The organism is Cupriavidus malaysiensis (assembly GCF_001854325.1).
In the GTDB taxonomy this organism is placed as follows: domain Bacteria; phylum Pseudomonadota; class Gammaproteobacteria; order Burkholderiales; family Burkholderiaceae; genus Cupriavidus; species Cupriavidus malaysiensis.
The window spans coordinates 4,353,805-4,375,985 of sequence record NZ_CP017754.1; the positions used below are offsets into that span (position 1 = coordinate 4,353,805).

The following is a 22,181-nucleotide window of genomic DNA, read 5'->3' on the forward strand; positions in this document are numbered from 1 at the left end:
GTGTCCGGCTCCGGCCGGGCCGGCGGCATTCATCCTGTGGGAAATCCTTCGCTGGCGGGGCCGCACGCGCGGCCCCCGCATCGTCACGATCAGTAGCGATCGAGGTCGATGTCGATACCCAGCGAGCGGATTTCCTTCACCAGCACGTTGAACGACTCCGGCATGCCGGCATCGATCGAGTGCTCGCCCTTGACGATGTTCTCGTACACCTTGGTACGGCCGTTCACGTCATCGGACTTGACCGTCAGCATCTCCTGCAGCACGTAGGAGGCGCCGTAGGCTTCCAGCGCCCACACTTCCATCTCACCGAAACGCTGGCCACCGAACTGCGCCTTGCCGCCCAGCGGCTGCTGGGTCACCAGGGAGTACGGGCCGGTCGAACGCGCGTGCATCTTGTCGTCGACCAAGTGGTGCAGCTTCAGCATGTGCATCACACCCAGCGTGACCGGACGCTCGAACGCCTCGCCGGTGCGGCCGTCATACAGCGTGACTTGCTGCTTGGAGGCGGTCAGGCCCTTCTCCTTGGCCACGTCGCTCGGGTAGGCCAGGTCCAGCATGCGGCGGATCTCGTCCTCATGCGCACCATCGAACACCGGCGTCGCGAACGGCACGCCCTTCTTCAGGTTGGTGGCGAGTTCCAGCACTTCGGCGTCGGACAGGCTGTCCAGGTCTTCCGCCTTGCCGCTCTCGTTGTAGACCTGAGCCAGCAGCGGACGCAGTTCCTGTGCCTTCGCCTGTGCCTTGAGCATCGCGCCGATGCGCTCGCCCAGGCCGCGCGCGGCCCAGCCCAGGTGGGTTTCCAGGATCTGGCCCACGTTCATCCGCGACGGCACGCCGAGCGGGTTCAGCACGATGTCGGCAGGGGTGCCGTCGGCCATGTAGGGCATGTCTTCGATCGGCACGATCTTCGACACCACACCCTTGTTACCGTGGCGGCCTGCCATCTTGTCGCCAGGCTGCAGGCGACGCTTGACGGCAAGGTAGACCTTGACCATCTTGATCACGCCCGGCGGCAGTTCGTCGCCCTGGGTCAGCTTCTTGCGCTTCTCTTCGAAGGCGAGGTCGAACTCGTGGCGCTTCTGCTCGATGGCCTCCTTGACGGCCTCGAGCTGGGCGGCGACTTCCTCGTCGGCCGGACGGATGTCGAACCAGTGGTACTTGTCCAGTTCGGCCAGGTACTCCTTGGTCAGCGTCGCACCCTTCGACAGCTTCTTCGGGCCACCGTTGACGGTCTTGCCGACCAGCAGGCGCTCCAGACGCTGGAAGGCATCGCCTTCCACGATACGCAGCTGGTCGTTCAGGTCCAGGCGGTAACGCTTGAGTTCGTCATCGATGATCGACTGGGCGCGCTTGTCGCGCGTCACGCCTTCACGGGTGAAGACCTGCACGTCGATCACGATGCCGCTCATGCCCGAAGGCACGCGCAGCGAGGTGTCCTTCACGTCCGAGGCCTTCTCCCCGAAGATCGCGCGCAGCAGCTTCTCTTCCGGCGTCAGCTGGGTCTCGCCCTTCGGCGTGACCTTGCCCACCAGCACGTCGCCGGCTTCCACCTCGGCACCGATGTAGGTGATGCCCGACTCGTCCAGGCGCGCCAGCTGGGCTTCGGCCAGGTTCGAAATATCGCGCGTGATTTCCTCGGGTCCGAGCTTGGTGTCGCGGGCCACGACCGACAGTTCCTCGATGTGGATCGAGGTGTAGCGGTCTTCGGCGACCACGCGCTCCGAGATCAGGATCGAATCCTCGAAGTTGTAGCCGTTCCAGGGCATGAACGCGACCAGCATGTTCTGGCCGAGCGCCAGCTCGCCCAGGTCGGTCGACGCGCCGTCGGCGACCACATCGCCGCGGGCGACGATGTCGCCGACCTTGACCATCGGACGCTGGTTGATGTTCGTGTTCTGGTTCGAACGCGTGTACTTGATCAGGTTGTAGATGTCCACGCCGACTTCGCCGGCCACGGCTTCGTCGTCGTTGACCCGGATCACGATACGCATCGCATCGACGTAGTCCACCACACCGCCGCGCATGGCCTGCACGGCAGTACCCGAGTCGACCGCGACGGTGCGCTCGATGCCGGTACCGACCAGGGGCTTGTCCGGACGCAGGCAGGGCACGGCCTGGCGCTGCATGTTCGCGCCCATCAGTGCACGGTTCGCGTCATCGTGCTCGAGGAACGGCACCAGCGAGGCTGCCGCCGAGACGATCTGCGACGGCGCCACGTCGATGTACTGCACGCGGTCCGGCGTGACCATGCGGGTCTCGCGCTCGGATCCTTCGCGGGCCGACACCAGCTCGTCGATCAGGTTGCCCTCGGCATCCACGGTCGCGTTGGCCTGCGCCACCACGTACTTGCCTTCCTCGATCGCGGACAGGTAGTCGACCTGGTCGGTCAGCTTGCTGTTCTCGACCTTGCGGTACGGCGTTTCCAGGAAGCCGTATTCGTTCAGGCGGGCATACAGTGCCAGCGAGTTGATCAGACCGATGTTCGGGCCTTCCGGCGTTTCGATCGGGCAGACGCGGCCGTAGTGGGTCGGGTGCACGTCGCGGACTTCGAAGCCGGCGCGCTCGCGGGTCAGACCGCCCGGGCCCAGTGCGGAGACACGGCGCTTGTGCGTGATCTCGGACAGCGGGTTGGTCTGGTCCATGAACTGCGACAGCTGCGACGAACCGAAGAACTCGCGGATGGCCGACGAGATCGGCTTCGAGTTGATCAGGTCGTGCGGCATCAGGTTCTCGGTCTCGGCCTGGCCGAGGCGCTCCTTGACGGCGCGCTCGACGCGCGACAGGCCGGCGCGGAACTGGTTCTCGGCCAGTTCACCGACGCAGCGCACGCGACGGTTGCCCAGGTGGTCGATGTCATCGACCTCGCCCTTGCCGTTGCGCAGGTTGACCAGGATCTTGATGGTCTCGAGGATGTCCTCGTCCTGCAGCACCATGGCGCCTTCGCCGCTGGGGCGGCCCAGACGGCTGTTGACCTTCATGCGGCCCACGCGCGACAGGTCGTACGACTCTTCGCTGTAGAACAGGCGCTGGAACAGCGCTTCGACGGCCTCCTCGGTGGGCGGCTCGCCCGGGCGCATCATGCGGTAGATGGCGATGCGCGCCGCGGTCTGGTCGGCCGTGTCGTCCGTACGCAGGGTCTGCGAAATGTACGGACCCTGGTCCAGGTCGTTGGTGTACAGGGTCTGGATCTGCTTGACGCCGGCTTCGCGCAGGTTTTCCAGCACGGTCTCGGTCAGCTCGTCGTTGGCGTTGGCGATCACCTCGCCCGTGTCGGGGTCGATGATGTTCTTGGCCAGCACGCGGCCCAGCAGGTAGTCTTCCGGCACGCTGATCAGCTTGGTGCCGGCCGAGTCCAGGTCGCGGATGTGCTTGGCGTTGATCCGCTTGTCCTTCTCGACGACCACGCGGCCGTTCTTGTCGACGATGTCGAAGCGGGCGACTTCACCGCGCAGGCGCTCGGGCACGAACTCGAGCTGCGCACCTTCGGTCTGCAGCGTGAAGTTGTCGAAGACGAAGAAATGCGCGAGGATCTGCTCCGGCGTCAGGCCGATCGATTTGAGCAGGATCGTGACCGGCATCTTGCGACGGCGGTCGACGCGGAAGTACAGGATGTCCTTCGGGTCGAATTCGAAGTCCAGCCACGAACCGCGGTAGGGGATGATGCGCGCGGAGAACAGCAGCTTGCCCGAGCTGTGCGTCTTGCCCTTGTCGTGCTCGAAGAACACGCCCGGCGAACGGTGCAGCTGGGACACGATGACACGCTCGGTGCCGTTGATCACGAAGGAGCCGGTCGAGGTCATGAGCGGAATCTCGCCCATGTACACTTCCTGTTCCTTGACTTCCTTGACCTTGGTCGGGTTCTCGCGATCGTTGATGATCAGGCGCACCTTGGCACGCAGCGCCGAGTGGAAGGTCAGACCGCGCTGTTGACACTCCTTGACGTCGAACGGCGGGTTCGAGAGGTGGTAGGAGACGAACTCCATGCGGGCGAGGCCGTTATGGGACACAATCGGGAAGATTGCGTTGAAGGCGGCCTGCAGGCCTTCGCTCTTGCGACGCGCGGTTGGCGTATCCGCTTGCAAAAACTGGGTGTAGGATTCAATCTGAGTCGCAAGCAGGAATGGAACCTGATGGACCGTCGCGCGCTTCGCAAAGCTTTTGCGAATGCGCTTCTTTTCGGTGAAGCTGTACGCCATGGGATCTCCGAATCATCGCAGGGCTGGCTGGACCTGGCACAGCACCTGAGGTGTTCAGCGACTGGGAGGGGATTTGGCGGTTGGCCGCTACCAACCTCTGGCTGACGGTGCCCGCACGCAGTGGACCGGAGCGATCGTCGCGAAGCGACGCCATGCCTGCACCGGTCCGGGGACACCCGACCAAACTTGTCTTCTGCAGTCGGTTCAGAAGACAAACATCAGCAACCACTTAGTGTGCCACTGATGTTTAGCCTCTGCTGAGCCATCGGGCAAGGTCCGCATAAAAGCGATCCCCACTCCACTCACAGGCCTCTTAAAACGCATTTGCGCGGAGAAAAAACACCCTCCGCTAAAGCGCAAAAAGGCTGGCGCCGGGATTCCCCTTTGCCAGCCCCATTCGCGTGCCCAAAAGGCACGCGAGCACCACTTACTTGACGTCGACCTTCGCGCCAGCGTCTTCCAGCTTCTTCTTGGCTTCGGCAGCAGCAGCCTTGTCCACGCCTTCCTTGACGGGCTTCGGTGCGCCATCGACCAGGTCCTTGGCTTCCTTCAGGCCCAGGCCGGTGATCTCGCGCACGGCCTTGATCACGCCAACCTTGTTGGCGCCGACTTCGGCCAGGATCACGTTGAACTCGGTCTGCTCTTCGGCAGCAGCGGCAGCACCGCCAGCGCCCGGAGCGGCGGCCACGGCCATCGCAGCGGCGGACACGCCAAACTTCTCTTCGAACGCCTTGACCAGGTCGTTCAGTTCCATCACGGACATCGCGCCTACGGCTTCGAGGATGTCGTCTTTGGTGATTGCCATTTGGATTACTCCTAGATGTGATTCGGTATCGGTATTGCGATCGGGTGGTGCGAGGCCTGGATTGCCTTAGGCTTCGGCGGCTTCCGCAGCAGCGGGAGCGCCTTCTTCCTTCTTGGCAGCCAGTGCGGCCAGCAGACGGGCAAAGCCCGACACCGGCGCCTGCATCACGCCAAGCAGCTGAGCGATCAGTTCGTCGCGGCTCGGGATCGTTGCCAGCGCCTTGACGGCGTTGACGTCGAGCACCTTGCCGTCGTACGACCCTGCGCGCAGGACCAGCTTGTCGTTGGTCTTGGCAAAGTCGTTCAGAACCTTGGCCGAGGCCACTGCGTCTTCGGAAATCCCGTAGATCAGCGGACCGGTCATTTGCTCTGCGAGGCCTGCAAACGGCGTACCTTCCACGGCACGGCGGGCCAGCGTGTTCTTCAGAACGCGCAGGTACACGCCTTGCTCACGGGCCTTGGTACGCAGCTTGGTCAGATCGCCAACCGTGATGCCGCGATATTCGGCGACGACGATGGTCTGAGCTTTCGCGACTTGCGCCGAAACCTCAGCAACGACGGCCTTCTTATCTTCAATATTGAGTGGCACGGTTAAGCTCCAAAACGATGCTTGTCTCCCGGAAGACCGGGACACGCACATCAGTCCAAACGAACGGCGTCCGATTGGCCCGAATCACCCGGGCTGGGCCCGGATTCTTCAATCCCTTCGGGTGCGCCATCTGCGCTGGTTGGGCGGTGATTGCCACGGCGGACCGGAGTCCGTCACTGCATGTCGCCCGATTAAGATCACGCTGCGCCAGGCGCGGCACGACCACCAGCGGTCTTTGATAACCAGCGGAAGCCGTCCGTGCTTGCGCATCGGCGGGCTCCACTGCCCAAAGCCTTGCTTCCTTCCCGGCCCGCCGGCGAGGCGGGTACCGTTCCGGAAGAACGCCGCGGCAGTGCCGCGGCTTGCGATTCTGTTCCGACCGGCGTTATCGGGTCCGGTCGGATCGCGCTGTCAGCCTCAGGCTGCCAGCGAAGCCTGCTCGACGCGCACGCCAACGCCCATGGTGGACGAGACGGCGATCTTGCGCAGGTAGACACCCTTGCTGGTGGCCGGCTTGGCCTTGACCAGCGCGTCCAGCAGCGCAGCCAGGTTGCTCTTCAGCGCGGCGTCCTCGAACGAACGGCGGCCGATGGTGGCGTGGATGATACCGGCCTTGTCGACACGGAACTGGACCTGACCGGCCTTGGCGTTCTTCACGGCCTGGGCCACGTCGGGGGTCACGGTACCGACCTTCGGGTTCGGCATCAGGCCGCGCGGGCCCAGGATCTGGCCCAGCGTACCGACGATACGCATGGTGTCGGGCGAAGCGATCACCACGTCGAAGTTCAGGTTGCCGGCCTTGACCTGTTCAGCCAGGTCTTCCATGCCGACCACCTCAGCGCCGGCGGCCTTGGCAGCCTCGGCCTTCTCGCCCTGGGCGAACACGGCCACGCGCACGCTCTTGCCGGTACCGGCAGGCAGCACCACGGAACCACGGACGACCTGGTCCGACTTCTTGGCGTCGATGCCCAGCTGGACGGCGACGTCGATCGACTCGTCGAACTTGGCGCTGGCGCAACCCTTGACCAGGCCCAGGGCCTCGTCGATCGGGTAGAACTTGGTACGCTCGATCTTCGCCTTGTTGGCGGCGACGCGCTTGGAAACCTTAGCCATTTACAGACCCTCCACGGTGATGCCCATCGAGCGAGCCGAGCCGGCGATGGTACGCACGGCCGCGTCCAGGTCGGCGGCGGTGAGGTCAGCGTTCTTCGCCTTGGCGATTTCTTCAGCCTGGGCGCGGGTGATCTTGCCGACCTTGTCGGTATGGGGCTTGGGCGAACCCTTGGTGATGCCTGCTGCCTTCTTGATCAGCACGGTCGCGGGGGGCGACTTCATCACGAAGGTGAAGCTCTTGTCGGCGAAGGCGGTAATCACCACCGGCACCGGCAGACCGGGCTCCATGCCCTGGGTCTGGGCGTTGAACGCCTTGCAGAACTCCATGATGTTCAGACCACGCTGACCCAGTGCCGGGCCCACGGGCGGGGAGGGATTTGCCTTACCAGCCGGAATTTGCAGCTTGATAAAGCCAACGATCTTCTTGGCCATCTTTACTCCAATCCAGACCGCTCCATCGCTGGATACGGTCCTGTTGAGTCGTAACGCGCTGTCGCCTTGCAAACCGTTGCCGGCCTGCCCGACCTCACGCTCCTCTTTCGGCACACCATCTCTGGCCTGCCACGCTTGCTGCCTACCAGGAGGTCGGCCGCATGCGCAAAATCTTCAAACCGATCAGACCTTCTCGACCTGGCCGAACTCCAGTTCGACCGGAGTGGCGCGACCGAAGATGGTGACCGAGACGCGCAGGCGCGATTTCTCGTAGTTCACTTCCTCGACGTTGCCATTGAAGTCGGTGAACGGACCGTCCTTGACGCGGACCATCTCGCCCACTTCGAACAGCGTCTTGGGACGCGGCTTCTCGACCCCTTCCTGCATCTGGGTCATGATCTTGTCGACTTCCCTCTGGGAAATCGGGCTCGGGCGGTTGCGTGCACCGCCCACGAAACCGGTCACCTTGCTGGTGTTCTTCACCAGGTGCCAGGTCTCGTCAGTCATTTCCATCTCGACCAGCACGTAGCCGGGGAAGAAACGACGCTCGGTGACCGACTTCTGGCCACCCTTGATTTCCACCACTTCTTCCGACGGCACCAGGATGCGGCCGAACTTGTCCTGCATCTCGGCGCGCTCGATGCGCTCCTGCAGCGCCCGCTGCACGCTCTTTTCCATGCCGGAGTAAGCGTGAACCACATACCAGCGCTTCTTCGACGAAGGCGATTCAGCGGCGGCAGTTTCCTGCTGTGCGTTATCCGTCATGTCCTATTCCTTCATTTCCAGCCGAGCACGAGTGAGAAAATAACCCACTCGATCAGCTTGTCGGCCGACCACAGAAACAGCGCCATGATCACGACGAAGGCGAACACCAGCCCCGTCATCTGCCCCGCTTCCTTACGCGTCGGCCAGACGACTTTGCGGAGCTCCCGATACGATTCCTTGGCGAATCCGATGAATTCCTTGCCCGGCAGGGAGGTCAGGGCAACGGCTGCACCCAGCGCGAGACCGGCGATCAGCGCTGCCGCGCGAACGTAGGACGGCTGCTGCGCCAGAACATAGAAACCGATGACGCCGGCAACCACAAGAAGCACCGCGAGGCCGAGCTGCAATTTGCCGCCCGAGGCGTTGACGGTTTCGACGTTGGGATTGGCCATGTTTCGCAAACGAGATAGGCCGCGCCGCGAGGAAGATCGCGGCGCGGCCAAGGATTTGGCAGGGGCAGAGGGAATCGAACCCCCAACCTTCGGTTTTGGAGACCGACGCTCTGCCAGTTGAGCTATACCCCTAGAACAACTGTGGAGCCGACCGGATCGCCAGCTCCTCTGGCAACGAGCGCGACCGGTTGCTGCCGCGCTCGCCTGTTACAGCCTGTACTACTTAGTCGATGATCTTTGCCACGACGCCGGCGCCGACGGTACGGCCGCCTTCACGGATAGCGAAGCGCAGACCTTCTTCCATGGCGATCGGGGCGATCAGCTTGACGGTGATCGACACGTTGTCGCCCGGCATGACCATTTCCTTGTCCTTCGGCAGCTCGATCGAGCCGGTCACGTCGGTCGTACGGAAGTAGAACTGCGGACGGTAGTTGTTGAAGAACGGGGTGTGACGGCCGCCTTCGTCCTTCGACAGAATGTACACCTCACCGGTGAAGTGGGTGTGCGGCTTGATCGAGCCCGGCTTGCACAGCACTTGGCCGCGTTCCACGTCTTCACGCTTGGTGCCGCGCAGCAGCAGACCGACGTTGTCGCCAGCCTGGCCCTGGTCCAGCAGCTTGCGGAACATTTCCACGCCCGTGCAGGTCGTCTTCACCGTCGGCTTGATACCGACGATTTCGATTTCTTCACCGACCTTGATCACGCCGCGCTCGATACGGCCGGTCACCACGGTGCCGCGACCCGAGATCGAGAACACGTCTTCCACCGGCATCAGGAAGGTACCGTCAACGGCACGCTCCGGCGTCGGGATGTAGGTGTCCAGGGCGTCGGCCAGGTTCATGATGGCCACTTCGCCCAGCTCGCCCTTGTCGCCTTCCAGCGCCAGCTTGGCCGAACCCTTGATGATCGGGGTGTCGTCGCCGGGGAACTCGTACTTCGACAGCAGCTCGCGAACTTCCATCTCGACCAGCTCGAGCAGTTCAGCGTCGTCCACCATGTCACACTTGTTCAGGAACACGATGATGTAAGGCACGCCAACCTGACGGGCCAGCAGGATGTGCTCGCGGGTCTGCGGCATCGGGCCGTCTGCGGCCGAGCACACCAGGATCGCGCCGTCCATCTGGGCGGCACCCGTGATCATGTTCTTCACGTAGTCGGCGTGGCCCGGGCAGTCAACGTGCGCGTAGTGGCGGTTGGCCGTCTCGTACTCGACGTGGGCGGTATTGATGGTAATACCGCGTGCCTTCTCTTCCGGCGCTGCGTCGATTTCGTCGTACTTCTTGGCGGCACCGCCGAACTTCGCAGCCAGCACCGTCGCGATCGCTGCCGTCAGCGTCGTCTTGCCGTGGTCAACGTGACCAATCGTACCAACGTTCACGTGCGGCTTAGTCCGCTCGAACTTTTCCTTTGCCATTTCGCGACTCCTGTCTTGGTAGCGATATTGCCAGTGCGGTGTATTGGTGCCCATGGGCAGGATCGAACTGCCGACCTCTCCCTTACCAAGGGAGTGCTCTACCACTGAGCCACATGGGCGAAACTTGACTTACTTCGATCGGCAGCGGCGCCTGGAGCGGGTGAAGGGAATCGAACCCTCGTCGTAAGCTTGGAAGGCTTCTGCTCTACCATTGAGCTACACCCGCCCGGTTACTACACTTGCTCACCGACGAGCCACTCGCGCCGCGATACTGCCTTGCGGCTGGCGCAGCGCTTGCTTGGCTCGCTGCCTTGCATTCTGGTGGAGAGGGTTGGATTCGAACCAACGTAGGCGTAAGCCAACAGATTTACAGTCTGCCCCCTTTAGCCACTCGGGCACCTCTCCGCAGAGAACTTGCGATTATGATGGAACTTGCCAGGGGTGTCAAGCACTTTCGGGTCGCGAAACCTGGCAGGTCCTGTTGGACCGCTCTGCTTGGTGGCTTGGCGCCGCTCAGCATTGCGTCACAATCGCACGCATCGAAGTTCGATGCTCTCACCCTATAGGGGCTCTGGAAACGCGCCAGGAGGCGCCGTCAGAGGGCTCGGCAAGGCATCGAGTGCGCCGCTGCGCAGCTCACGACACGCGCTGCGAGCGCCGCAAAGACAAAACCCCTCGCAGCGTTTGCTGTCGAGGGGTTTTGCGGGAGGGAGAGCCTGGCGATGACCTACTTTCACACGGGTAGTCCGCACTATCATCGGCGCAAAGTCGTTTCACGGTCCTGTTCGGGATGGGAAGGGGTGGTTCCGACTCGCTATGGTCACCAGGCATTAAGGGTTGCTGCGCCGGGGTTGAGCCGTCGCAGCGAATAGGGATGTAGTCTTGGTTGTGAGGTATCGGCACCGTCCTGGGCACACGCGATACGTCAACCAGTGAAACACACTGGTTATAGGATCAAGCCTTACGGGCAATTAGTACTGGTTAGCTTAACGCATTACTGCGCTTCCACACCCAGCCTATCAACGTCCTGGTCTCGAACGACCCTTCAAGGAGGTCAAGCCTCCAGGGAATCCTCATCTTCAGGCGAGTTTCCCGCTTAGATGCTTTCAGCGGTTATCTCTTCCGTACATAGCTACCCTGCGATGCCTCTGGCGAGACAACAGGTACACCAGCGGTACGTCCACTCCGGTCCTCTCGTACTAGGAGCAGCCCCCGTCAAGATTCCAACGCCCACGGCAGATAGGGACCAAACTGTCTCACGACGTTTTAAACCCAGCTCACGTACCTCTTTAAATGGCGAACAGCCATACCCTTGGGACCGGCTACAGCCCCAGGATGAGATGAGCCGACATCGAGGTGCCAAACACCGCCGTCGATATGAACTCTTGGGCGGTATCAGCCTGTTATCCCCAGAGTACCTTTTATCCGTTGAGCGATGGCCCTTCCATACAGAACCACCGGATCACTATGTCCTGCTTTCGCACCTGCTCGACTTGTCGGTCTCGCAGTTAAGCACGCTTTTGCCATTGCACTTTAGGTACGATGTCCGACCGTACCAAGCGTACCTTCGAACTCCTCCGTTACACTTTGGGAGGAGACCGCCCCAGTCAAACTGCCTACCATGCACTGTCCCCGACCCGGATTCACGGGCCAAGGTTAGAACCTCAAACAAACCAGGGTGGTATTTCAAGGACGGCTCCACCGGAACTAGCGTCCCGGTTTCAAAGCCTCCCACCTATCCTACACAGATCGGTTCAAAGTCCAATGCAAAGCTACAGTAAAGGTTCATGGGGTCTTTCCGTCTAGCCGCGGGGAGATTGCATCATCACAAACACTTCAACTTCGCTGAGTCTCGGGAGGAGACAGTGTGGCCATCGTTACGCCATTCGTGCAGGTCGGAACTTACCCGACAAGGAATTTCGCTACCTTAGGACCGTTATAGTTACGGCCGCCGTTTACCGGGACTTCAATCAAGAGCTTGCACCCCATCATTTAATCTTCCGGCACCGGGCAGGCGTCACACCCTATACGTCCACTTTCGTGTTTGCAGAGTGCTGTGTTTTTATTAAACAGTCGCAGCCACCAGTTTATTGCAACCCCTTCACCCTTCTGGCGCAGGCCAGTCAAGCTACCAGGGCGTACCTTATCCCGAAGTTACGGTACCAATTTGCCGAGTTCCTTCTCCCGAGTTCTCTCAAGCGCCTTAGAATACTCATCTCGCCCACCTGTGTCGGTTTGCGGTACGGTCTCGTATGACTGAAGCTTAGAGGCTTTTCTTGGAACCACTTCCGATTGCTTCGCGACACATGGTCGCTCGCCCCACAGCCTTGAATCCTGCGCCCGGATTTGCCTAAGCGCCTTCTCCACTGCAGGGACCGGGACTTCCAACACCCGGACAACCTTCCGCGATCCGTCCCCCCATCGCATCATACGACGGTGCAGGAATATTAACCTGCTTCCCATCAGCTACGCATCTCTGCCTCGCCTTAGGGGCCGACTCACCCTACGCCGATGAACGTTGCGTAGGAAACCTTGGGCTTACGGCGAGGGGGCCTTTCACCCCCTTTATCGCTACTCATGTCAGCATTCGCACTTCTGATACCTCCAGCATCCTTTACAAGACACCTTCACAGGCTTACAGAACGCTCTCCTACCACGCGCTTACGCGCGTCCGCAGCTTCGGTGACTGGCTTAGCCCCGTTACATCTTCCGCGCAGGACGACTCGATCAGTGAGCTATTACGCTTTCTTTAAAGGGTGGCTGCTTCTAAGCCAACCTCCTGACTGTTTTAGCCTTCCCACTTCGTTTCCCACTTAGCCAATCTTTGGGACCTTAGCTGGCGGTCTGGGTTGTTTCCCTCTTGACACCGGACGTTAGCACCCGATGTCTGTCTCCCGTGATTGCACTCTTCGGTATTCGGAGTTTGCTATGGCGGGGTAATCAGCAATAGACCCCCCAACCATGACAGTGCTCTACCCCCGAAGGTGAGACACGAGGCACTACCTAAATAGTTTTCGGAGAGAACCAGCTATTTCCAGATTTGTTTAGCCTTTCACCCCTATCCACAGCTCATCCCCTAGTTTTTCAACACTAGTGGGTTCGGTCCTCCAGTACGTGTTACCGCACCTTCAACCTGGCCATGGATAGATCATCTGGTTTCGGGTCTACACCCAGCGACTGAACGCCCTGTTCGGACTCGCTTTCGCTACGCCTGCCCTAATCGGTTAAGCTTGCCACTGAATGTAAGTCGCTGACCCATTATACAAAAGGTACGCCGTCACCCGTTTCCAGGCTCCGACTGTTTGTATGCATGCGGTTTCAGGATCTATTTCACTCCCCTCCCGGGGTTCTTTTCGCCTTTCCCTCACGGTACTGGTTCACTATCGGTCGATCACGAGTATTTAGCCTTGGAGGATGGTCCCCCCATCTTCAGACAGGATTTCACGTGTCCCGCCCTACTTGTCGTACACCTAGTTCCACAACGCTGTTTTCGCATACAGGGCTATCACCTGCTATGGCCGGGCTTTCCATCCCGTTCTGCTAACAATGCTGCTAAAGAGTACAAGGCTCTTCCCATTTCGTTCGCCACTACTCTGGGAATCTCGGTTGATTTCTGTTCCTGCAGCTACTTAGATGTTTCAGTTCGCCGCGTTCGCTTCCCTTGCCTATGTATTCAGCAAGGGATGACCCATACGGGCCGGGTTTCCCCATTCGGACATCTCCGGATCAAAGCTCGTTTGCCAGCTCCCCGAAGCTTTTCGCAGGCTACCGCGTCCTTCATCGCCTGTGATCGCCAAGGCATCCACCACATGCACTTGTTCGCTTGACCCTATAACGAGTGTGTCTCAAGCTCGCGCTTGAAACGCTCATTACAGGTTGAGTTCTCGCATTTGTGCCGTATTCCAAGTCATCTTTCGATCACTTAAATACTTTGGTTGATACAATCACAACCCGGTATCACGTTAAACTACTGCGCGTCTCATCAACACGCCGTGACACCTTTACTACATCCCATATTGTTAAAGAACAGCCGATGCTTTCGCATCGCTTGGCCAACGCCAAATGCAAGCGCTCAACGCTAAGCGCTTGCATTTGGCTTGTCCAACCCAAGGTCGATGGTGGAGGATGACGGGATCGAACCGACGACCCCCTGCTTGCAAAGCAGGTGCTCTCCCAGCTGAGCTAATCCCCCTCGGATAACTTGGTGGGTCTGGTAGGACTTGAACCTACGACCCCCGCCTTATCAAGACGGTGCTCTAACCACCTGAGCTACAGACCCTTGGCTGTAACAGCAAACAGACCGATAAGTGTGAACGCTTCACTTGGGAAGCACGCTCTGGAAAGGAGGTGATCCAGCCGCACCTTCCGGTACGGCTACCTTGTTACGACTTCACCCCAGTCATGAACCCTGCCGTGGTAATCGCCCTCCTTGCGGTTAGGCTAACTACTTCTGGCAAAACCCACTCCCATGGTGTGACGGGCGGTGTGTACAAGACCCGGGAACGTATTCACCGCGGCATGCTGATCCGCGATTACTAGCGATTCCAGCTTCACGTAGTCGAGTTGCAGACTACGATCCGGACTACGATGCGTTTTCTGGGATTAGCTCCCCCTCGCGGGTTGGCAACCCTCTGTACGCACCATTGTATGACGTGTGAAGCCCTACCCATAAGGGCCATGAGGACTTGACGTCATCCCCACCTTCCTCCGGTTTGTCACCGGCAGTCTCTCTAGAGTGCCCTTTCGTAGCAACTAGAGACAAGGGTTGCGCTCGTTGCGGGACTTAACCCAACATCTCACGACACGAGCTGACGACAGCCATGCAGCACCTGTGTCCACTTTCCCTTTCGGGCACCTGATGCATCTCTGCTTCGTTAGTGGCATGTCAAGGGTAGGTAAGGTTTTTCGCGTTGCATCGAATTAATCCACATCATCCACCGCTTGTGCGGGTCCCCGTCAATTCCTTTGAGTTTTAATCTTGCGACCGTACTCCCCAGGCGGTCAACTTCACGCGTTAGCTTCGTTACTGAAGAAATGAATCCCCAACAACTAGTTGACATCGTTTAGGGCGTGGACTACCAGGGTATCTAATCCTGTTTGCTCCCCACGCTTTCGTGCATGAGCGTCAGTCACGTCCCAGGGGGCTGCCTTCGCCATCGGTATTCCTCCACATCTCTACGCATTTCACTGCTACACGTGGAATTCTACCCCCCTCTGACGCACTCTAGCCTTGCAGTCACAAGCGCCATTCCCAGGTTGAGCCCGGGGATTTCACGCCTGTCTTACAAAACCGCCTGCGCACGCTTTACGCCCAGTAATTCCGATTAACGCTCGCACCCTACGTATTACCGCGGCTGCTGGCACGTAGTTAGCCGGTGCTTATTCTTCCGGTACCGTCATCCCTCCGGGGTATTAGCCCAAAGGATTTCTTTCCGGACAAAAGTGCTTTACAACCCGAAGGCCTTCTTCACACACGCGGCATTGCTGGATCAGGGTTGCCCCCATTGTCCAAAATTCCCCACTGCTGCCTCCCGTAGGAGTCTGGGCCGTGTCTCAGTCCCAGTGTGGCTGATCGTCCTCTCAGACCAGCTACTGATCGTCGCCTTGGTGAGCCTTTACCTCACCAACTAGCTAATCAGACATCGGCCGCTCCTATTGCGCGAGGCCTTACGGTCCCCCGCTTTCACCCTCAGGTCGTATGCGGTATTAGCTAATCTTTCGACTAGTTATCCCCCACAACAGGGCACGTTCCGATGTATTACTCACCCGTTCGCCACTCGCCGCCAGACCGAAGTCCGCGCTGCCGTTCGACTTGCATGTGTAAGGCATGCCGCCAGCGTTCAATCTGAGCCAGGATCAAACTCTTCAGTTCAATCTCTGTGTGGTTCCGCGCAGTTGCCTGCGCAAACCTCGCTCTTTCGAGCGGTCGCTCACTCTCAGAAAACTGACTGACTCCGTCCGAAGACGAAACCAAACATGTTTACTGTGCGAGCACTGATAACTTGTAAGCTAGAAGACCGAGGTCTTCCGCTTCCCGCATCAAGCGCCCACACTTATCGGCTGTTTGTTTGTTAAAGAACTCACGCGATTCGCTTTGCTTTGCTTTGCTTTGCTTTGCTTTGCTTACCGCGTCGCTGCGTTGTCAGCAGCAGAGAAACGAGATTATGAACAACTTTCTGCGTTTCGTCAACAGGTTCGAAGCATCTTTTTCGCTCCGGTCGGTCGCGCTTCGCAGCACCACCCACCATCCTGCCAACCCCGCAACCCGCGTCGCTGCTGGCTTTGCCGCTGCGCTTCGTGTTGCGAGGGGGCGAATAGTAGGCCAGTCCGGCCGCCTTGGCAAGCCTTTTTGACAAGAAGAAGAAAGGACCCAAAAAAACCAAGAAAAGAAACGCAAGCAGCTCTTTCCCCGGTCGGGTACGCATCGCCTCGCTGCCTGCAAGCCGGTCTCTATATAGAGATAGAGGCTGGAGTACATCCATAAGCTCGCGACCCGCGTCCGGGGCGCCGCGCGGCAAGGGCCACGGCAGCCTCCAGCGCCGAGGCCGCGGGTATCATGCATTACCGCCGGCGGCGCGGATGCGCGGCGCCCGGGTCAATCCCAAGACTCCGCCCACCCGCGATGGCACTGAATTTCGTCTGGCTGTCCTTTTTCCTGCTCTCCTTCATCGTCGCCTGCGTCCGCCTGGTCGGCGGCGACGATGCCGTCTTTCCGGCCATGATGGCCAGCCTCTTCGACAATGCCCGGAGCGGCTTCGAAATTTCTCTCGGGCTGGCCGGTGTGATGAGCTTGTGGCTGGGCATCATGCGCGTCGGTGAGCGCGCCGGTGTGGTGGACATGTTCGCGCGGCTGGTGAATCCGCTGCTGCGCCACTTCTTTCCCGGCGTACCGCAAGGGCACCCCGCGCAGGGGGCCATGATGATGAATGTGTCGGCCAACCTCCTGGGCCTCGACAACGCCGCCACGCCACTCGGCCTGAACGCCATGCGCGAGCTGCAGTCGCTGAACCGGCAGCCGGACACGGCAACCGACGCGCAGATCATGTTCATCGTACTCAACACCGCCGGCCTGACCCTGATCCCGTCATCGGTCATCGCGATCCGCCAAGCGGTTGCCGTCAAGCAGGGGCTGACCGGCTTCAACGCTGCCGATATCTTCCTGCCCACCCTGCTGGCCACCGCAGCCTCCTGCCTGGCGGGCCTGCTGGCCGTAGCTTGGGCCCAGCGCATCAACCTGTTCAAGCCGCTGGTGCTCGCCAGCTTCGGCCTGACGCTGGCCGCCATGTCCGCGCTCGCGCTGTGGTTGCACCACGCGGCGCCAGGGCGCGCGGCCTGGCTGGCGGCCCAGGCGGGCAGCGGTGTGATCGTTGGGCTGATCGTGCTGTTCCTGGCCTGCGGGGCGTTGCGCCGTGTTTCCGTCTACGAGGCCTTCGTCGACGGGGCGAAAGAAGGCTTCGGCGTGGCGGTGCAGATCATTCCTTATCTGATCGCGATCCTGGTGGCGGTCGGCCTGTTCCGTGCCAGCGGCTGCATGCAGGCACTGATGGACGCGCTGACACGGCTCTTTTCCCACCTGGGCGTCGATACCGCCTTTGTACCGGCACTTCCGGTCGGACTCATGAAGATCTTGTCCGGAGCGGGCGCACGGGGCCTCATGATCGACGTCATGAACACCTACGGCGTCGATTCCTTCCAGGCCCGGCTGGCAGCAATCATCCAAGGATCGACCGAAACCACCTTTTACGTGCTGGCGGTCTATTTCGGCAGTGTCAATGTGCGCAAAACAAGACACGCGCTGGCGTGCGCCCTGTTCGCCGACTTCGCCGGCCTCGGCGCCGCCATCGGCATCGCCTACCTGTTCCGGTGATAAGCAAGATTCCGGCGCGGAAAATGCGACAATTACGTCACATGATTGAATGCCAAAGGCATGGAGTGTTGTAATGGAACAACAAAAGATCTTCGCGAGCCACGCCGCCGAACAAATTGCTTGGTGCGTCGCAGCAAAGCTAGTATAGTGAAACCTGTCTCCTCCACCACCTCGGTGGATTCCAACCCGCGCAAGCAATTGCGCGGGTTTTTTTTATCCCGATTCGACCCCGCGGAGGCAGATTCTGCCGAAGCGGCGCCAGCAGCATGCGCATCGCGCGCCGGCCGCAAGACCCTCCCGTGGGGTATCCGCGAGTCCCTTGCAGCCGTCTGCAGCCCCACGCGACCCGCCCTTTGATTCGATTTGTTGCATTGCAACAATCCCTATCGTAGAGTGGTACGGAATGCGCGCTGCGCCTTCGTCTCGTATCCACTACTTCCGCAGTCCGCCTCATCATGCTTGCCGCCTTGCGCCTGCCGCGCCCCGGGCCCGATGCCGAAATGCTCCGGCGAGGCGGGATCTACGCCACCGCCTTCCTGATGCTGGCGGGCATGGCCTGGCTGACCGGCCAGCCGGGATTTCTCTGGTCAGCCACAGCATCGCTCTGGACGTGCCTGGCCGACCGGCGCGGCACACCAGCCGAACGGCTCGGCGGGCTTGCCGCGGTAGGCGTCGGCGGCAGCGTGGCCGCAGCACTGGGTGCGGCGGTCGCCCCGATGCCCTGGCTGGCATTCCCGGTCATCCTCATCAGCGGCTTCGCCGCCGGCCTGGCCGAGACCCGCGGTCCTGCCCGCGCGCTCGAAGCCAAGCTGCTCTACGTGGTGCTGATCGCCGCCTGCCTGCAGCCGGCCACGGAGCCCGCGCTGGCGGCGCGGGTATTGGCCAGCGGCGTCGACTTCCTGTGCGGCGGCCTGTTCGCCTGCCTGGTCTGCCTGAGCCTGATCCCTTCCCGTCGCGATACCCGGCCACGGGCAGAAGTGAGCGCCGCCTTCGAAGCTCTCCGGCACCTGGCCGGCACCTTGGCCGCCAGCCCCTACCCGGCCGCCACGGTGATGACCGGCAAGCACGCGGTGCGTACCCGCCTGGAAGCCGCCAGGCAAGCGATCGCGGCCCGCCGCAACCTGCGCGAGACGCCGCAGCTGCTCTACTACGCCTATCTGCTGAAGGCCGCAGACGCTGTCTTCGGCCTGCTGATCGTCGCCGCAGAGTTGCGCGAGCGGGCCCCCGACGGTGCCGGCCTGCCACTGCGGCATATCGTCCGCTGTGCCAGCGATATCCACGAACTGGTGGTCCAGGCCTTGGCGCGGCACGCTCCCGACCTGCCGGCCCTCGCCAGCGCGATCGGGCGCGAACTGCGCCATCTCACCGCCCAGATGCCGAATGCCTGCGCCGCGCACCCCTACCAGGCCGCGCTCGCCATGCTGGCGCGCTTCCCCGCGTTCGACACTTGGCGCGCCGCGCACCAATGGCCTCGGCCGAGCCTGCGCCATAGCTGGCAGCGCTGGCGCATGGCCGTCGGCGAGCATCTCGCGCGCGACGCCTTGGCCGGCAGGCATGCCTTGCGCTTGGCCCTCGCCGGCGGACTGAGCCTGTTGCCCGCCCAGATCTGGCGCATGAACCATGGCTATTGGGTGGCCGTTACCGTGATCATGGTACTGAGCCCGCAGCTGACCACCACGCGCCAGATCTCGCTCAAGCGCTTCGCCGGGTCTCTGGCAGGCGCCACGCTGGCTTGCGCCGTCGGTCTGGCACACCCGTCGGAGGGACTGGCCCTGCTGCTGAGCGCCGCCTTTCTGGCCGGTGCCTATGCCTGGCGCCTGGCGGGTCAGCCGGCAGGCTTCGCCTTCTGCCTGACGCCGGCGGTCATCCTGTTTTCCTGGATCGGCACCCCTGCCGCCGACAGCAGCTATTTCGCCGCGCTGCGCGGTCTCGACACCGCACTCGGGTGCCTGATCGCGCTGGCCAGCTACGCCGTGTTGGCGCCCCGCGTGGAGCTTTCGCGCGTGTTCCGGCACAGCCTGGAGGCCTTGGCGGTGAACGCCGTCTACCTGCGCGCCGCCTTCGCCGCCAGCCGCCACGGCAGCGGAGATTCCGCGCGGCTGGAAGCCCTGCGGGTGGCAGCCGGCCGCGCCTCGGTCCGTGCCGAGCAAACCCTGCAGCAAGGACACAGCGCGCTGGCCACCGACATGAGCACTCACTATCAGCGCCTGCACGCCGACACGCGCCGATTGGCGGCCCTGGCCGGGCTGGTACGTACCCGAGTGGAGGGCGACTCCCGCGAGCCACCCGATCCGGCCACGCGATCGATGGTGGAGCAGGTTGAGGCAAGGCTGGCCAAACTGGCCATCCGCCCTGGCGACAACGGTACGGCCACGCCCTCTTTCCCCACGGCCGGCATCGACGCCTTCCTGCTGGAGCAGGCGACCTACGCCCTCGCCCATATCGCCGCGGCGCATGACACCGTGACGTCACTCAGGCAATTGGGGAAGGCCGCGCGGCAGCGCAACACGGCGCGTGCAACCGGCCTGCTCTAGCAGGAAGCCCCCCGCCTGGCGGCCCTAAGGCAAAGTACGGGGCTTCGGGATCGAATGGAATCGCCTAGAATGGTCCGCATCCACCTACCGTCGTGAGGTGCGCCATGGCCGAAATCACCTTCCCCCGCAGCCTTCCGACCTATTGCGCGGCAAGCTTGACGCTGTCATGCCCCGCCACCGTGGATGGGGAGCCCAGCCTTTATTCGGTCACCGCGGAAGCCCTCAAGAGCCAGTTCGGCGCGCGCTCGCCGCGCGAGGAAGACCTGGTCCAGGCCTTCACCGCGCATCGGGAACAGATCGAGAACATCGCCTTGAGCTGGTTCGAGATGACGCAGGCCCACGAGATCGTGCTGCGCAGCGGACATTTCCGCTTTGCCAACTAACTGACGCCAGGCGGGCCGGCGGGATGGTCAGGCTGGCGCGGTGCCACGCACCAGCAGCACGGGCAGCGTCGATTCGCGGATCACCTCCTCGGCCACGCTGCCCAGGACCAGGCGTCGCACGCCACGGCGGCCGTGCGTACCCAGCACGATCAGGTCCGCGCCCCAGGCCTCGGCCGCGCCATTAAGCGAGCCGGCCACGTCGCCGACCACGGCCGGCTCGTCCACCAATCGGGTCTCGTAGGCGACAGCGGCGGCTTTCAGGCGCTGCGCCGCATCCTCCAGCGCGCGCTTGCCGCTTTCGACAAAGGCATTGCGCAGCTGCGTCGGATCGTAGTAGCCCGCGTCGAACAGCACCTGGCCGTTATCGACCACATAGATCGCCAGCACTTGCGCGCCCGACAGACGCGCCACGCGGATCGCTTCGTCGAGCGCGCGCTCCGCCGTGGTGCTGCCGTCGACTGCCACCATGATCTTCTGATACGCCGAATCCGTCATTGCCATTGCCTCCAGCATGAGAAAGGAAAAGAGAAAGGGAATAGTCCGCCAGCAGCGCGGCAGCCGCGGCGCCAGGCCTGTCGTCGCCCGGCGGCGCTACCGGCGAGGTGATCTTACCTCCGCCTGGCCGAGGTTGCTGGCGGTCTCATTGCATATTGGCCGTCGCGCCGGCCACGCCGCGTGGTGCCTCGCCCCGTACGGCAAGGGCCCCGGACACCTTGCGTGCCGAGTCCACGATGACCAGATAGCGGCCGGGAAAGGACACCGGCGTACGGTCTCGCCGCAGCACCCATAGCGCATCACCACGCGCGACCGCGTCGAGATAGTCGGCATCCAGCAGTCCGAAAGCATCGACGATGCGGTTCAAGGCTGCCGGGATGCGCACACAGCCCTTGGATGCGGCCTGACCCAGCCTGGGCTCCAGGTAGACAGGATCGGTGGCGTGCATCTGCAGCCGGATCTCGCTGCGCCCGCCTTTGCCCCAGCCCCGTTCGGCTTCCACCCAACCGAAATCGTAGACGCGCATGCCGCGCGCGCCGTAGCCGCGGATACCGTTCTCATTCAGCGTGCCCTCGGCGCGGAAGTCCATGTTGTCCAGGCTGTGCTCGAACACGCCGGTCGGCGTGACGAAGTAGTCGTAACGCCCGGGCCGTCCGGTCGAGATCGGCGCGGCACCCACCCATTGCCAGGGCCCGTCCGGCGCTGCGCGGGTGTAGACCAGGACGGTCTGGATGCGTGGATTACGGTCCACCACCAGCACCCAGCCGCCAGCCCGCGCCTCCAGCCCCTGCCGCGCCAGCGCCGCATCGAGCAGGCCGGCGTAATAGTCCGCCCTGGCGGGCGCCACCGCGCGGTGCCGTTTGATCCCGGCCACCAGCGCGGCGTGGACCCGCTCCAGGTCAGTGGCGGGCAGGGGCGCCGGTGCCGGCCATACGGCGCGCGCGACCAGCATCAGGATCAGGCTCGCCAGCGTGGACGAGCGCCTGGCCGGCGTAGCCAGCCAGTGGCCGGTGCCACTCGAAACGGGCGGGAACGGATGCCACATGGTCGGCCTCATGGTCGGGATGGCGCTTGCTGGGAACGGCGCCTCGACGCCGCGATCCGATTGCCTGCGAGGAGGATGTGCCTGCCACCAGCGGCAGACCTTGAGCAGGGTCACGGAGGGTCGGGACCTTGCGCGCGCCGCGGCGTGCGGCA

Annotated in this window: 14 protein-coding genes, 6 tRNA genes and 3 rRNA genes; 3 read left to right on the top strand and 20 right to left on the bottom strand. The window is 62.1% G+C overall.

Annotated elements, in window-relative coordinates:
• Positions 1-89: 89 nt before the first annotated feature.
• The 18 genes from rpoB to BKK80_RS36530 all read right to left on the bottom strand — a co-directional run bounded on the left by rpoB (position 90) and on the right by BKK80_RS36530 (position 16,187).
• Positions 90-4,196 carry a DNA-directed RNA polymerase subunit beta gene (gene rpoB, locus BKK80_RS19780; protein WP_071010155.1) on the bottom strand — a complete coding sequence of 1,369 codons (4,107 nt, stop codon included), beginning with the start codon at positions 4,194-4,196 and terminating at the stop codon, positions 90-92.
• Positions 4,197-4,623: 427 nt separating this feature from the next.
• Positions 4,624-5,001, bottom strand: coding sequence for a 50S ribosomal protein L7/L12 (rplL, locus tag BKK80_RS19785; protein ID WP_071010157.1), 378 nt, complete (start codon positions 4,999-5,001; stop codon positions 4,624-4,626).
• A gap of 66 nt (positions 5,002-5,067) precedes the next feature.
• On the bottom strand, positions 5,068-5,589 hold the full coding sequence (gene rplJ / locus BKK80_RS19790; protein ID WP_071010159.1) for a 50S ribosomal protein L10: 522 nt from the start codon (positions 5,587-5,589) through the stop codon (positions 5,068-5,070).
• 417 nt (positions 5,590-6,006) lie between these two features.
• Positions 6,007-6,702: a 50S ribosomal protein L1 gene (gene rplA, locus BKK80_RS19795; RefSeq protein ID WP_071010161.1), complete on the bottom strand. Its 696-nt coding sequence runs from the start codon at positions 6,700-6,702 to the stop codon at positions 6,007-6,009.
• Complete coding sequence (gene rplK / locus BKK80_RS19800; protein WP_019447978.1) at positions 6,703-7,134, bottom strand: 50S ribosomal protein L11; 432 nt, start codon at positions 7,132-7,134, stop codon at positions 6,703-6,705.
• Between the two features lie 183 nt (positions 7,135-7,317).
• Positions 7,318-7,899: a transcription termination/antitermination protein NusG gene (nusG, locus tag BKK80_RS19805; RefSeq protein WP_071010163.1), complete on the bottom strand. Its 582-nt coding sequence runs from the start codon at positions 7,897-7,899 to the stop codon at positions 7,318-7,320.
• 11 nt (positions 7,900-7,910) lie between these two features.
• Positions 7,911-8,291: a preprotein translocase subunit SecE gene (gene secE / locus BKK80_RS19810; protein WP_071010165.1), complete on the bottom strand. Its 381-nt coding sequence runs from the start codon at positions 8,289-8,291 to the stop codon at positions 7,911-7,913.
• Between the two features lie 56 nt (positions 8,292-8,347).
• Positions 8,348-8,423: transfer RNA gene (locus BKK80_RS19815), tRNA-Trp, on the bottom strand.
• Between the two features lie 91 nt (positions 8,424-8,514).
• Positions 8,515-9,705 carry an elongation factor Tu gene (gene tuf / locus BKK80_RS19820; protein WP_071010149.1) on the bottom strand — a complete coding sequence of 397 codons (1,191 nt, stop codon included), beginning with the start codon at positions 9,703-9,705 and terminating at the stop codon, positions 8,515-8,517.
• Positions 9,706-9,749: 44 nt separating this feature from the next.
• A tRNA-Thr gene (locus tag BKK80_RS19825) sits at positions 9,750-9,824 on the bottom strand.
• Between the two features lie 33 nt (positions 9,825-9,857).
• Positions 9,858-9,931 (bottom strand) — tRNA-Gly (locus BKK80_RS19830).
• 93 nt (positions 9,932-10,024) lie between these two features.
• Positions 10,025-10,110: transfer RNA gene (locus tag BKK80_RS19835), tRNA-Tyr, on the bottom strand.
• A gap of 309 nt (positions 10,111-10,419) precedes the next feature.
• Positions 10,420-10,533 (bottom strand): 5S ribosomal RNA (rrf, locus tag BKK80_RS19840).
• 122 nt (positions 10,534-10,655) lie between these two features.
• Positions 10,656-13,534 (bottom strand): 23S ribosomal RNA (locus BKK80_RS19845).
• A 287-nt stretch (positions 13,535-13,821) separates the two neighbouring features.
• Positions 13,822-13,897, bottom strand: a tRNA-Ala gene (locus BKK80_RS19850).
• Between the two features lie 10 nt (positions 13,898-13,907).
• Positions 13,908-13,984: transfer RNA gene (locus tag BKK80_RS19855), tRNA-Ile, on the bottom strand.
• A 61-nt stretch (positions 13,985-14,045) separates the two neighbouring features.
• Positions 14,046-15,577, bottom strand: a 16S ribosomal RNA gene (locus BKK80_RS19860).
• Together the 16S, 23S and 5S rRNA genes with 5 tRNA genes alongside form the textbook arrangement of a ribosomal RNA operon.
• A gap of 208 nt (positions 15,578-15,785) precedes the next feature.
• Positions 15,786-16,187 (bottom strand): hypothetical protein, encoded by a 402-nt coding sequence (locus BKK80_RS36530; RefSeq protein ID WP_157903253.1) that lies wholly within the window; start codon positions 16,185-16,187, stop codon positions 15,786-15,788.
• Between the two features lie 140 nt (positions 16,188-16,327).
• On the opposite strand from BKK80_RS36530, the gene BKK80_RS19865 reads away from it, so the two are divergent.
• From BKK80_RS19865 to BKK80_RS19875, 3 genes are all read left to right on the top strand, one after another.
• The gene (locus BKK80_RS19865; RefSeq protein ID WP_071010166.1) at positions 16,328-17,572 is read left to right on the top strand and encodes a nucleoside recognition domain-containing protein; all 1,245 of its coding nucleotides are present in this window, start codon (positions 16,328-16,330) and stop codon (positions 17,570-17,572) included.
• Between the two features lie 455 nt (positions 17,573-18,027).
• The gene (locus tag BKK80_RS19870; protein ID WP_071070568.1) at positions 18,028-20,106 is read left to right on the top strand and encodes an FUSC family protein; all 2,079 of its coding nucleotides are present in this window, start codon (positions 18,028-18,030) and stop codon (positions 20,104-20,106) included.
• 104 nt (positions 20,107-20,210) lie between these two features.
• Positions 20,211-20,489 (top strand): DUF1488 family protein, encoded by a 279-nt coding sequence (locus BKK80_RS19875; protein WP_071010170.1) that lies wholly within the window; start codon positions 20,211-20,213, stop codon positions 20,487-20,489.
• 27 nt (positions 20,490-20,516) lie between these two features.
• Here the strand turns inward: BKK80_RS19875 and BKK80_RS19880 are convergent, their stop codons facing one another.
• Complete coding sequence (locus BKK80_RS19880) at positions 20,517-20,984, bottom strand: universal stress protein (protein ID WP_071010172.1); 468 nt, start codon at positions 20,982-20,984, stop codon at positions 20,517-20,519.
• Between the two features lie 145 nt (positions 20,985-21,129).
• Complete coding sequence (locus BKK80_RS19885) at positions 21,130-22,029, bottom strand: L,D-transpeptidase (RefSeq protein ID WP_071070570.1); 900 nt, start codon at positions 22,027-22,029, stop codon at positions 21,130-21,132.
• Positions 22,030-22,181: the final 152 nt, after the last annotated feature.